Source organism: Streptomyces sp. GMY02 (genome assembly GCF_019056675.1).
Classification (GTDB): domain Bacteria; phylum Actinomycetota; class Actinomycetes; order Streptomycetales; family Streptomycetaceae; genus Streptomyces; species Streptomyces odonnellii.
In genome coordinates this window covers 7,253,344-7,266,197 of record NZ_CP077658.1, presented here as the reverse complement: position 1 = coordinate 7,266,197, position 12,854 = coordinate 7,253,344, and the positions used below count along the sequence as shown (strand labels likewise).

At 71.3% G+C, this 12,854-nt stretch carries 10 protein-coding genes and 1 riboswitch; of the genes, 5 read left to right on the top strand and 5 right to left on the bottom strand.

What is annotated here, in order from left to right; translation table 11 throughout:
* Window positions 1-62: 62 nt before the first annotated feature.
* Window positions 63-1,190: a hypothetical protein gene (locus tag KQY30_RS30940; RefSeq protein WP_217309860.1), complete on the top strand. Its 1,128-nt coding sequence runs from the start codon at window positions 63-65 to the stop codon at window positions 1,188-1,190.
* A gap of 161 nt (window positions 1,191-1,351) precedes the next feature.
* A complete protein-coding gene (locus KQY30_RS30935; RefSeq protein WP_217309859.1) occupies window positions 1,352-2,689 on the top strand; it encodes an MFS transporter in 1,338 nt (445 codons plus the stop codon).
* Between the two features lie 54 nt (window positions 2,690-2,743).
* On the opposite strand, the gene metE is transcribed toward KQY30_RS30935, so the two are convergent.
* A complete protein-coding gene (gene metE, locus KQY30_RS30930; RefSeq protein WP_217311416.1) occupies window positions 2,744-5,035 on the bottom strand; it encodes a 5-methyltetrahydropteroyltriglutamate--homocysteine S-methyltransferase in 2,292 nt (763 codons plus the stop codon).
* A 302-nt stretch (window positions 5,036-5,337) separates the two neighbouring features.
* A riboswitch (cobalamin riboswitch) is annotated at window positions 5,338-5,576 on the bottom strand.
* A 48-nt stretch (window positions 5,577-5,624) separates the two neighbouring features.
* On the opposite strand from metE, the gene KQY30_RS30925 reads away from it, so the two are divergent.
* Entirely contained in the window at window positions 5,625-6,695 is a 1,071-nt protein-coding gene (locus KQY30_RS30925; RefSeq protein ID WP_217309858.1) for an enoyl-CoA hydratase/isomerase family protein, read from the top strand.
* A 15-nt stretch (window positions 6,696-6,710) separates the two neighbouring features.
* Here KQY30_RS30925 and KQY30_RS30920 read toward each other — a convergent pair whose 3' ends face one another.
* Window positions 6,711-7,412 (bottom strand): TVP38/TMEM64 family protein, encoded by a 702-nt coding sequence (locus KQY30_RS30920; protein ID WP_217309857.1) that lies wholly within the window; start codon window positions 7,410-7,412, stop codon window positions 6,711-6,713.
* A 507-nt stretch (window positions 7,413-7,919) separates the two neighbouring features.
* Between KQY30_RS30920 and tuf the strand changes: the two genes are divergently transcribed.
* Together tuf and KQY30_RS30910 are read left to right on the top strand one after the other, a co-directional pair.
* The gene (gene tuf, locus KQY30_RS30915) at window positions 7,920-9,089 is read left to right on the top strand and encodes an elongation factor Tu (protein ID WP_217309855.1); all 1,170 of its coding nucleotides are present in this window, start codon (window positions 7,920-7,922) and stop codon (window positions 9,087-9,089) included.
* A 94-nt stretch (window positions 9,090-9,183) separates the two neighbouring features.
* Window positions 9,184-10,047: a spermidine synthase gene (locus KQY30_RS30910; protein ID WP_217309853.1), complete on the top strand. Its 864-nt coding sequence runs from the start codon at window positions 9,184-9,186 to the stop codon at window positions 10,045-10,047.
* A 30-nt stretch (window positions 10,048-10,077) separates the two neighbouring features.
* On the opposite strand, the gene KQY30_RS30905 is transcribed toward KQY30_RS30910, so the two are convergent.
* From KQY30_RS30905 to KQY30_RS30895, 3 genes are all read right to left on the bottom strand, one after another.
* Window positions 10,078-10,785, bottom strand: coding sequence for an RraA family protein (locus KQY30_RS30905; protein WP_217309852.1), 708 nt, complete (start codon window positions 10,783-10,785; stop codon window positions 10,078-10,080).
* A gap of 145 nt (window positions 10,786-10,930) precedes the next feature.
* On the bottom strand, window positions 10,931-11,893 hold the full coding sequence (locus KQY30_RS30900; protein ID WP_217309850.1) for an SRPBCC family protein: 963 nt from the start codon (window positions 11,891-11,893) through the stop codon (window positions 10,931-10,933).
* Between the two features lie 6 nt (window positions 11,894-11,899).
* Window positions 11,900-12,526, bottom strand: a complete 627-nt coding sequence (locus tag KQY30_RS30895) for a histone protein (protein ID WP_217309848.1) — start codon at window positions 12,524-12,526, stop codon at window positions 11,900-11,902.
* Window positions 12,527-12,854: the final 328 nt, after the last annotated feature.

Sequence of the window (12,854 nt, the reverse complement as noted above, 5' to 3'; positions counted from 1 at the left end):
GGCCATCCCCCTGAAGGACCGGACGTGGCAGCGGTGGGGCGACCCCTCTATGGTTACTCGCCATGTGGCCAGGACAGCAGCCGCCCGGGGGCGAGCAGAACCCGCAGGACCAGCAGCCGAATCCGTACCAGCAGCCGGGGTACCAGCAGCCGAATCCCTATCAGCAGCCGGGATATCAGCAGCCCCCGCCCCCGCAGCCTCAGCAGCCCCAGCACCCCGGTTACGCGCAGCCGGGGTACCAGGATCCGGGGTATCCGCAGCAGGGGTACCAGCAGCCCAACCCGTACCAGCAGCCGACCACGCCGCAGTACGCCGTACCGGGCCAGTACGGCCAGCACCAGCCCGGCCCTCCGGGACCGCCGGGACCCTCGCAGGACAAGAAGAAGACGACCGTCGTCGCGGTCGTCGCGGCCGCGGTCGTGGTGGTCGCCGCCGCGGGCACCGCGTTCTTCGTGATGAACAAGGACGACGGCACGGCCGACAAGGCCGCCGGCGACAAGCCCTCGGCGTCCGCCTCCGAGCCCGCCGAGCCGAGCGCGGACGCGCCCACCGGCAACCCCAGGGCCGGTGACGAGAGCAAGCCGCTGATCGAGGGCTGGAAGGTCGTGACCAACCCCAAGCACGGGACGCAGTTCGATGTCCCGGCGGACTGGGAGGTCGAGGGGACCGGGGTCATATCCGGCTTCGAGGACCACAAGAAGAACGACGGCACGCCCGTCCTCTCCTTCTCCGCGCCCGCCTTCTACAAGTCCAAGTGGTGCTCGCAGGACACCAACAAGGACGGCAGGATGGAGGACAGCAGCCTCGCGGGCACCGGCACCAAGGGCGGCAAGGGCGCCAAGGACACCGCGTCGGCCGCCAAGAACGAGGCGGGAAGCTGGGCCTGGGCCGCGTACGCCCAGCAGGAGCCGGATTCCGAGGTCAAGCAGAAGGTCAAGGTCACCGAGGCCCAGCCGTACACCACCAAGTCCGGGCTCAAGGGGCACTACGCGACGGCCGCCACCACGGGGGTGTCCAAGCCCAACAAGTGCGACACCGACGGCAAGTCGATCGCCTTCACCTTCACCAACGCCAAGGGCGACTTCGCGACCTGGGTGCTGTACGCCAACAAGGACGTGCCGGACGAGGTGCCGGACGAGACGATCAAGCAGATCATGAGCACCGTACGGCTGGCGGGGTCCTCGTCGTAACCGAACGGTGCCCCGGGCCTCTGACGGACCGGTGCCCCGGGCCGGTGGACGGACGGCGTCCGGCCTCGTGACCGACCGATGACCCGGGCCTGAGGCCGGCCGGTGTCGTCCGGGCTCATAACCGATTGGCATCCGGGCGCCGGGGCGGCGATAGTCCCGGAGTGGACTCTCCCGTCGGCGCAAGCCCGTACCGCCCTCGTCGCCCCCGCCTCGCCCGCCGTCCCGAGTGGGCCGGCCGCAACTACACACTGCTGACCGCCGCGGCGATCGTCACCAATCTGGGCAGCCAGGGTGCGATGATCGCCGCGGCGTTCGCGGTGCTGGAGTCGGGCGGCGACGCGGGCGACGTGGGGCTGGTGGCGGCGGCCCGTACGGTCCCGCTCGTCCTCTTCCTGCTGATCGGCGGCGCGCTCGCCGACCGGCTCCCCCGGCACCGGGTGATGGTCGCCGCCAACGCCGTCAACTGCCTCTCGCAGGCGTCCTTCGCGGTCCTCGTCCTCACGGGCGAGCCGGAGCTGTGGCAGATGATGGCGCTGACCGCGCTGGGCGGCACCGCCCACGCCTTCTTCAGCCCGGCCTCCGAGGGCATGCTGATGTCCAGCGTCAGCGGCGCGCAGGTGGGCCGCGCCTTCGCCCTGTACCGGATGGCGATGCAGGGCGCCGGGATCGGCGGCGCGGCCCTGGGCGGCGCGCTGATCGCGCTGTTCGGGCCGGGCTGGGTCCTCGCCATCGACGCCGCCGCCTTCCTGGTCGCGGGGGCGCTGCGCGCCTTCCTCGATGTGAGCCATGTCCCGCCGCGCGGGCCGGGCGAGGGGATGCTCGCCGATCTGCGGGACGGCTGGCGGGAGGTCACCGGCAGGCCCTGGCTGTGGAGCATCGTCGTCCAGTTCGCGGTGGTCAACGCGATGGTCTCGGCGGCCGAGGCGGTGTACGGGCCGCTGGTCGCCCGGGACGAACTCGGCGGCCCCGGCCCCTGGGGCCTGGCGCTGGCGGCCTTCGGCGCGGGTACGGTCGGCGGCGCGCTGGTGATGATGCGGTGGCGTCCGCGCCGGATGCTGCTCGCGGGCACCCTCAGCGTCTTCCCGCTGGCCCTTCCCTCGGCCGGGCTGGCGGTGCCGCTGCCCGCCGTGGGGCTGGCGGCGGTGATGTTCCTGACGGGGGTCTCCATCGAGGTCTTCGGTGTCTCGTGGATGACCTCGCTGCACCAGGAGATCCCGGAGGAGAAGCTGTCCCGTGTCTCGGCCTACGACTGGCTGGGCTCGGTGGGCATGATTCCGCTGGCCACGGCACTCGCGGGCCCGGCGGAGAGCGCCTTCGGGCGGAGTACGGCGCTGTGGGGCTGCTCGGCGCTGATCGTCCTGCTGACGGCGGCGGTCCTGACCGTCCCCGATGTACGGCGTCTGACCCGCCGCACATCGGAGAAGCCGGAGAAGACCGGGGCGCCCGTCGCGCGGACCGCCCCGGATCCTGTCTCGCCGGACGAGGTGAGACCGGTCTGAGGACCCGGGGCGGCCGAGCGGGCCGGGCCGGGAGGACGGCCCGGAGACGGCGCGCTAGGAGACCGGCCCCCGGGTGCGGTGGGCTGCGGCGACCAGGTTCTCCAGGGACGTACGGACCTCCGCCCAGCTCCGGGTCTTCAGCCCGCAGTCGGGGTTCACCCACAGCCGCTCCGGCGGGATCGCCTCAAGTCCCCTGGCCAGCAAGGCGGTCATCTCCTCGGCCGACGGCACCCGCGGTGAGTGGATGTCGTACACCCCTGGTCCCGCCTCGCGCGGATAGCCCGCCGCCGCCAGTTCGCCGGCGACCCGCATATGTGAGCGAGCCGCCTCCAGACTGATCACATCGGCGTCCAGATCCTCGATGGCCGGCAGGATGTCGCCGAACTCCGCGTAGCACATGTGCGTGTGGATCTGGGTGCTCGGGCCGACCCCGGAGGTCGTCAGCCGGAACGCCTCGGTCGCCCAGTCCAGATACGCCAACCGGTCCGCCGCGCGCAGGGGCAGGGTCTCGCGGAGCGCCGGTTCGTCGACCTGGATCACTGCCGTACCGGCCGCCTCCAGATCCGCGACCTCGTCCCGCAGCGCGAGCGCCACCTGCCGGGCGGTCGCGCCGCGCGGCTGGTCGTCACGGACGAACGACCAGGCCAGCATGGTGACGGGCCCGGTCAGCATTCCCTTGACGGGCCGGGTGGTCAGCGACTGCGCGTACGAGATCGTGTCGACCGTCATCGGGGCGGGCCGGGAGACATCCCCCGCGAGCACCGGCGGCCGGACATAGCGGGTGCCGTACGACTGGACCCAGCCGTGCCGAGTGACCAGGAATCCGGTGAGGCGCTCGGCGAAGTACCGCACCATGTCGTCGCGTTCGGGCTCGCCGTGCACCAGGACATCGATGCCCGCCTTCTCCTGGAAGGCGATCACCTCGCGGATCTCGGCCCGGACGCGCTCGTCGTAACCGGCCGTGTCCCGCTGCCCCGCCCGCAGTTCGGCGCGTGCCGTGCGCAACTCGGCGGTCTGCGGGAACGATCCGACGGTCGTCGTCGGCAGTGGCGGCAGAGCGAGCCGCTCACGCTGCGCGGCGGCGCGCTCGGCGTACGGCTGCTCCCGGCGGGCGTCCGCGCCCGTCACGGCCGCACAGCGGGCCCGTACGACGGGATCGTGCGTGACGCCCGAGGAGGCCCGGGACGCCAGATCGGCGCGGTTGGCGGCGAGCCGGGCGGCGACGGTGTCCGTGCCCCGGGCGAGACCGCGGGCGAGGGTGACGACCTCGTCGGTCTTCTGGCGGGCGAAGGCCAGCCAGCGGACGAGCAGCGGATCGAGATCCTTCTCGGCGGCGGAGTCCAGCGGGACATGCAGCAGCGAGCAGGATGCCGACACATCGACCCGCTCGGCGAGACCGAGCAGGGTCGCGAGGGTCGTCAGCGAGGCCGCGAGATCGTTGATCCACACATTGCGCCCGTCGACCACCCCGGCGACCAGCCGCTTGCCGGGCAGCCCGCCGACGGCCGCGAGATCGTCGAGATTGGCGGCGGCAGGGCCTGTGAAGTCCAGCGCGAGCCCCTCGACAGGTGCCTTGGCCAGTACGGGCAGGGCCTCGCCGAGCCGGTCGAAGTACGAGGCGACCAGCAGCCGGGGCCGGTCGGTGAGCGCCCCGAGATGGCGGTAGGCGCGGGCGACCGCGTTCAGTTCGGCGGGCGTGCGGTCCTGGACCAGGGCGGGCTCGTCGATCTGCGCCCACTCGGCGCCGGCCGCGCGCAGATCGGCCAGCACCTCCGCGTACACCGGCAGCAGCCGGTCGAGCAGGGTGAGCGGCTCGAATCCGGCGGCCACCCCGGGCGCGGGCCTGGCGAGCAGCAGATAGGTGACCGGCCCGAGCAGCACCGGCCGGGCGCCGGTGTGACCGAGGGCGAGGGCCTCGCGCAGTTCACCGGTCTGCTTCCCGGAGTGGGCGGTGAAGACCGTGTCCGGTCCCAACTCGGGGACGAGGTAGTGGTAGTTGGTGTCGAACCACTTGGTCATCTCCAGCGGCGCGGCGTCCTGGGCACCGCGCGCCATGGCGAAGTAGCCGTCGAGCGCGTCGGCCTCGACGGCGGCCCGGTGCCTGGCCGGGACCGCGCCGACCATGACGCTGGTGTCGAGCACGTGGTCGTAGTACGAGAAGTGGCCGGTGGGCACTTCGTCGAGTCCGGCGTCGGCCAGCTCGCGCCAGGTGTCGCGGCGCAGCCCGGCGGCGGTCTCCCGCAGCGCGTCCGCGGTGACCCGGCCCTTCCAGTACCCCTCGATCGCTTTCTTCAGTTCCCGGTCGGCGCCCTGGCGGGGGTAGCCATGGACGGTGGACCTGGGCACGGGCCGCCGGCCCTGCCGTTCCGACCGGGGTGCCGCGGCTGCGGACGTGGGTGTCACGGGACTCTCCTTCGCGAGTCGTACGGGAGCGATCCCGGCGGGACTCGTGTGCGGCGAAGGAACGGAAGCCGGGGCAGGTACCGCCACACCGTGTGCCGCACAGCCATGTGCGGCGCCCACATGTGCCGCACACCCATGTGCGACACAGCCATGTGCCGTACATCCATGTGCCACGCAGCCATGTGGCGTGCGCCCGCCCGTATCCGCCGACCCGCCCACGAGGTCACCGAGATCTCCGTGCGCGGTCCTCGCACACGGGCAGTGGCAGGTCTTCGGACTCGCGGGCGCGCCTTGTGCCTGTACGCGATGTGCGTACGCGGACAAGGCATCTACTGGCCGTCGCTTCCCGGACGCGGTGCGTCCAGTGCGTATGACGGCGGTCGTTCCCACTCACCGCTGCGGGGCAGTCCCGGATTCCCACCGGGTTCCCTCTTGCGACGCGCCTGCCTGGCGGACAGGGCGAACCGACTGCGCGTCCAGCATAGGTCCGGAACTCGACATGCTCGAAACATGGGTCCTGAATACTGGCGCCATGGTCCACGAAGACGAACCGGTACTGCTCGACCGGGCGGGCCGCACCGCCCGCATCACGCTCAACCGGCCCCGCGCGCTCAACGCGCTCACCCACCCCATGGTGCTGCGGATCACCGAGGCGCTCGCCCGGTGGGAGAACGACGAGAGCGTGACAGCGGTGATCATCTCGGGCGCCGGCGAGCGCGGGCTGTGCGCCGGCGGCGACATCCGCGCGATCCATGAGGACGCGCGCACCGGCGGCGCCGCCTCACCCACCTTCTGGCGCGACGAGTACCGGCTCAACGCCCGGATCGCCCGCTTCCCCAAGCCCTATGTGGCACTGATGGACGGCATTGTGATGGGCGGCGGCGTCGGTGTCTCGGCGCACGGCACCGTCCGGATCGTCACCGAACGGTCGGCGGTCGCCATGCCCGAGACCGGCATCGGCCTCGTCCCCGATGTCGGCGGCACACATCTCCTCTCGCGCGCACCGGGCGAGCTGGGCACCCATCTCGCCCTCACCGGCCGGGCGGTGGGCGCCGCCGACGCGCTGCTCTGCGGCCTCGCGGATCACTTCGTACCCGCCGAGCGGCTGGACGCCGTACGGACCGCGCTCGCCGGCCCCGACGTACGTGAGGCGGCGCACGTGACCGCGACGGTACGGGGGTACGGGACGGCCGCGCCCGAGGGCCAACTCGCCGCGGACCGTGAGTGGATCGACCCCTGCTACGCGGCGGACACCGTGGAAGAGATCGTCGAGCGGCTGCTCGCCACCGGTCTGCCCGCGGCGAAGGAGGCCGCCGAGACGATCCTGACGCGGTCGCCCACCGTGCTCAAGGCAACCCTGGAAGCGCTGCGCCGGGTCCGTCTGCTGCCGACGCTGGAGGAGGCGCTCGACCAGGAGTACCGGGCCTCGTGCGCCGCGCTGGCCACGCCCGATCTGGTGGAGGGGATCAGGGCGCAGGTCATCGACAAGGACCGCAGGCCGCGGTGGTCCCCGAAGGAGCTGGCGCAGGTCACGGAGGCGGATGTGGCGCGGTTCTTCGCCCCGCCGCCGGGCGGCGACCTCGGACTGGCCGGCGGGGTCTGAGGGCGGAGCGCGTGGTCAGCGGCGGAGGTGGTGGCGCTTGCGCCAGGCGACCACCGCCGCGACCAGCCCGCTGACCACGATGAACCCCATCGCGATCAGGAACACCGGCGAGGTCGGCGAGGCGGCGCGGCTGCCCGCGACCACATACGCCGCGTTGTTGGGGATCGAACCGATCAGGGTCGCCAGCAGGAACGGTGTCCAGCGCATCCGGGAGACGGCCGCGCCGTAATTGATCGGGGCGAACGGCACACCGGGGAAGAGCCGGATGATCAGCATCGACCGGAAGCTGTGGGTGCTGAGCTGACGGTCTATCGCCTTCAGCCAGCGGCCCCGCAGCAGCGGACGGAGGGCGTCCTGGCCCAGCATGCGCCCGAGCCCGAAGGACATGGCCGCGCTCAGCACCGTCCCGGCGAGCGCGGCGACCAGCCCGAGATACGAACCGAGGAGCGCGCCGGAGGCGATGTTGAGCAGCGGGCGCGGTACGAACGCGGTGGCGCACAGCCCGTACCCCACGGTGAACAGCACCACGGCGACGCCCCCGCCGACGCGTGGCAGCCAGCCGTCGGACAGCAGCTTCTGCGGCTCATAGAGCAGCACCACCGTGGCCGCGGCACCGAGCAGCACCACGAGTACGGCGAATCTCGCCCAGGGCGAGAGAAGTGCCCGGTAGCAACGGAGCGCGAGGCTTCGCGAGGACCGGGGGGCGGTGTCGAGCACGCGGGGAGCGTAACCGACGAAGATGTCCGGTCGCCGGGGGCCTGGTGACGGAGGCCTCCCGTCCGGCGTGTGTCCGGCACAACACGGGCACACCGGGTCGAAGAACGCGCCGGTCAGCGGCGCCTCGGGCGGTCCCACGGCAGGAGTCGGCCAACTGCGGCCCGGCGGAAAATCGTTCGACGCGGGCGGACGGGCTGGGCGAGGATCGGGGACATGGTCCGGTACGCCTTCCCCGCAGCGCCGTCCGCAGTCGCGGACGCGCCGGAGGCTGCCGTCTTCCTCGTGGCGTGCACGGCCGCGCCTGTCGCACCCGTCGCGGCAGTCGTCCCGGCGGATGCCTTCGCAGCGGCCACGGATGCCGAAGCAGCGGCATCCGCCGCGGCAGCGCCCTTCGGCGGCGCCCGAAGCTGACCCTTCCCGGATCGTCCGGCGGACCCCGCAGGGGGAGGGTCGGCAAGGCCCGGGGGTCCCTCTCAGCTCCGAGTTCCGGGAAGGAACCAGCGAACCATGCCCAAGACGGCATACGTGCGCACCAAGCCGCACCTGAACATCGGCACCATGGGCCATGTCGACCACGGCAAGACCACCCTGACCGCCGCCATCACCAAGGTCCTCAGCGACCGCGGGACCAGCTCCTTCGTACCGTTCGACCGGATCGACCGGGCCCCGGAGGAGGCCGCCCGCGGGATCACCATCAACATCTCGCACGTCGAGTACGAGACGGACACCCGGCACTACGCCCATGTGGACATGCCGGGCCACGCCGACTACATCAAGAACATGGTGACCGGCGCGGCCCAGCTCGACGGAGCGATCCTCGTCGTCTCCGCGCTCGACGGGATCATGCCGCAGACCGCCGAGCACGTCCTGCTCGCCCGCCAGGTCGGCGTCAATCACATCGTCGTCGCCCTCAACAAGGCCGACGCGGGCGACGACGAGCTGACCGACCTGGTCGAGCTGGAGGTGCGCGAGCTGCTCACCGAGCACGGGTACGGCGGCGACGCCGCGCCCGTCGTCCGGGTCTCGGGGCTGCGTGCCCTGGAGGGCGACCCGCGCTGGACGGCGGCCGTGGAGGCGCTGCTCGACGCCGTCGACACATATGTGCCGATGCCTGTCAGGTACACGGACGCGCCGTTCCTGCTCCCGGTGGAGAACGTCCTCACCATCACCGGCCGCGGCACGGTCGTCACCGGCGCCGTCGAGCGCGGCACGGTACGGGTGGGTGACCGGGTGGAGGTGCTGGGCGCCGGCGCGGAGACGGTGGTGACCGGCCTGGAGACCTTCGGCAAGCCGATGGAGTCCGCGGAGGCCGGGGACAATGTCGCGCTGCTGCTGCGCGGGATGCCACGTGACGCGGTGCGCCGGGGCCATGTGGTGGCGGCGCCGGGCAGTCTCGTACCGAGCAGGCGCTTCACCGCGCAGGTGTATGTGCTGTCGGCGCGCGAGGGCGGCCGTACGACACCGGTCACCAGCGGGTACCGGCCGCAGTTCTACATCCGTACGGCGGATGTGGTCGGCGACATCGACCTGGGCGAGGCGGCGGTGGCGCGTCCCGGGGACACGGTCGCGCTGACCGTGGAGCTGGGGCGTGACATTCCGCTGGAGCCGGGGCTCGGCTTCGCGATCCGCGAGGGCGGCCGTACGGTCGGCGCCGGTACGGTCACGTCGCTGATCTGACGGCCCCCGCTGGCGTCCGAAGGCGCCCGCTCAAGCGGTCCGGCGCCCGCCTCCCTCGACGGGGGGCGGGCGCCGGACCGTACACAATGGGAGGGTGAACGAGCCCGACGAGCCTGATGAGCCCGTCCCCGTGCTGCGCGCCGTCGACGGCGGTACCGCGAAGCTGCTGCCCGACGTGGACCGGGAGCGTGCCTGGCTGCTGACGGTCGACGGGGCGCCGCAGTCGTATGTCGACCTGGACGAGCCGACGCATCTGGAGTTCGAGTACGTACGGCGGCTCGCCCATGTCGTCGACTGCGCGGCTGGCGACGGCGAACCGCTGACCGTGCTCCACCTCGGCGGCGGGGCCTGCACACTGCCGCGCTATGTGGCGGCGACCCGGCCCGGCTCGGCGCAGTGTGTGGTGGAGGCCGACGCGGCACTGCTGGCGCTGGTCGCGGAACGGCTGCCGATACCGGCCGGCACCGGCATCACCGTACGGAGCGCGGATGCCCGCCGCTGGCTCGAAACGGCGCCCGCGCGGTCGGCGGACGTGCTGATCGCGGATGTGTTCGGCGGTTCACGGGTGCCCGCGCACCTCACTTCGGTCGAGTACGCGCGGGAGGCGGAGCGGGTGCTGAAGAGCGACGGGATCTATGCCGCCAATCTCGCCGATGGCGCGCCCTTCGGCTTTCTCCGCTCCCAACTGGCCACGTTCGCCTCGGTCTTCGAGGAGCTGGCGCTGATCGCGGAGCCGGGCGTGCTGCGCGGGCGGCGCTTCGGCAATGCCGTACTGGTCGCCTCGCACACCGCGTTCGACACGGCGGCACTGGCCCGCCGTGCCGCGTCAGACGCCTTCCCCGCCCGGGTGGAGGAGGGCGCGTCGCTCCGGCGGTTCATCGGGGCGGCGGCGGTCGTACGGGACAGCGGCGCGGTGCCGTCACCGAGGCCGCCGGAGGGCGCGTTCAGCATCGGCTGAGGGGCTGTTTCCGGGCGGTGGGGGTGCGTGTCACTCCTCGATGGCGCCGCCGACGGCCCGCAGGTGCTCGCGGAAGGTCAGGGACGGCGTCTGCCGGCGCGCGGCGAGGTAGGCGTCGAACCGTACCTGGCTGCGCAGGGACTCACCGGAGCGGATCCGGTCGGCCTGGCGCCGCTCGGTGTCACGGATGGTCTCGGCGAGCGCGAACAGCTCCTCGGCCCGGTCGGCGGGTACGAAGAGCACCCCGTCGTCATCGGCCAGGACGAGGTCCGCACGCCCCACCGTCCACTCGCCCACCGTGGCGGACCCGATCGCGTCCTCGGGACGGACGTCCAGCCGCTGCGGGCCCGTCGGGGTCGCTCCCGTGCTGAACACCGGCAGTCCGATCGCCAGGATGTCGGCGGTGTCGCGGTGCAGTCCCCAGATCACAACGCCCGCCAGTCCCGCCGCCTCAGCCTCCAGCACCACGAGATCGCCGACACACGCCTCGTCGGTCCGCCCGCCGTTGTCGACCACCAGCACATCGCCGGGCCCGGCCTCTTCGAAGGCCTCCAGGAAGATGTCCACACTGCCGGCGTGCCTGGCCGGTGACACCCGCCCCGCCAGCCGGCCGCCGGGTACGACGGGCCGCACGGCCGGGGGCGCGCAGCGCACGGGAACGCGCGCCCGGATGCACGCGTCGGCCAGATGGGCGGTGGTCAGCACCGCGAACCGCTTCTGAAGCTCCTGCTGATCCATACGATTCCCCTCTCGGCTCCGGGCCCATGATCGTGCCTGGGCCCAGCATGCCCGCACTCGCCTGAATCAGCCATCGTGTTCGGCCGCCCCGCGCATTGACGCGGTGGCGTCGTTGAGGACGAGATCCGCTGTCCCGCTCTCGGAGTCACCGGTCGGCGTCGGCATCGGTTTCGGCTTCGGCTGCTTCGTCATCGTCCTCGGCTTCATCATCGGCTTCGCCGGGTTCGGAGTCCTCAGCCGATTCCTCCTCCATCGCCTCCTCCTCCATCGCCTCTTCGTCCTCCATCGCCTCCTCATGCGTACGGACGACTTCGCCCTCCCTGATCTCGCCGCGCCAGCCATCGGGATCCTCGTCCGCGAGGGTCACGTGCCGCTGGAAGTGCTTGAAGTCGAGGCGGAGCCGACGGCCCTGAGCACGCCACAGATTGCCCGTCTTCTCGAAGAACCCCGAGGGGTAGTACTCGACGACGAGGGCGATCCGGGTGAGATTCGGCGCCAGTTCATGGAAACTGACGGCGCCGTGGGTCGCGCCCTTGGAGCCCTCCGAGGTCCACACGATGCGGTCGTCGGGTATCTGTTCCTGGACGGTGGCCTTGTAACTCCGCGTCGAAGGGCCGACCTTCGTCCGCCATGCACTCGTCACGTCGTCACTTTTCGAAACGTTTCTGACGCCCTTGGTGAAACCGCTGAAGTTCTCGTACTGCGTCCAGTGGTCGTAGGCGGTCCGGACCGGCACACCCACGTCGATGAATTCAACGATGTTCGTGACCTTCGTGTCACCCGCCTTCCGGCCGCCGCCACCGCCGCCGAAAATGTCCTTCGCCCGCTGGACCACGCTGTCCTTCGCGGCCTTCGCCTTCTCACTCAGGAACGCCTTCAACGGTGACTCGCCGTGCAGGATACGGGAGCCGATAGCAGGCAACTGTCCCCCGTTCTCGGCGACTTGTGTGAGCTGTTCCGTGACGTCGGAGACTTTCTCGCTGAGCTTCTCGGCCGCCTTTCCCACCGCGTGCTCCAGTTGCATTCCGACGTAATGCGTGACCTCTCCGCGCACCCGGCCAGCCACCGAACTGCCGGCGTCACGGACCTTCTCCGCTGTCTTCACCATGGCTGCCTACCTCCGACGGCTGTTACGCGTGGTAGAAGTCCCGGCCGCCCTTTTCCTCGCCGAGAGCGACTTCTTGGCCTCTCTCCGGGCCGGAGCGCCCTTGCCTGCCGCCGGCTTCTTCGCCGCCCGGGAGGCGGTCTTGCCCGTGGCCCTGCCCTGCTGACGCTGCTTGCGCCGGAGTTCGTCCGACTTCCTCCCACGGCGCCGGCCCGAAGGCGGCTCCTCCTCCGTTTCCTCCTCGGATTCCTCGTCCTCGTATTCGTCCTCCGGTTCCTCCACTCCTTCCTCTTGTTCTTCCGTCTCGTCCGGCTCCTCCCGTTTCCCGGCGAGGTTGGCGGCACGGCCGCTGATCGAATCACCGAGCGAGCCCACTCCCCGGTCGACCACGGCGGAGAGGGCGCCTCGGGCCGCGTCGAGCCCTTCGTCGCGCACCTGCTCCTGCAATTCGGCGACTTGCGGAATCTCGCCCAGGCGCCGCACTCCGTCGGTGACCAGTTGTTTCGGATCAACGCCGAGACCCTTGCCTGCCAGAAATGTCGCGACGGTCAGGGCAAGGCGGCCTTTCTTCGTACGGCCGAGCACATAGCCGCCCAGCACCGCGGAAGCCAGAGCCACTTTGGTTGTCCGATCCATGACTGTGCCACCTTTGATCACATCGATTGTTCTGATCACATCGATTGTTCGCATCGTTCGACCGGAGCCGGTGTCCGCCCGGCCGGCACACCGCGTGCGGATGATTCGTCCGAGCCCAGCCTCGTGCGGCGCGCCCCCTGCGAGTGCGGGACATTCCCCTGCCCATGCATGCCACATGGTGTGTTGTCGACCGCGGAGAGTCACCTTCACGACCGCGACCTCTTCTTTCCACTCTGCCCGGCATGTCGCCATGACGCCATTTGGCTGATTCCATGAGAAACGATCACGACGGTACGTCGATTTCGGCACGTCGATTCCCGCCGGCCGA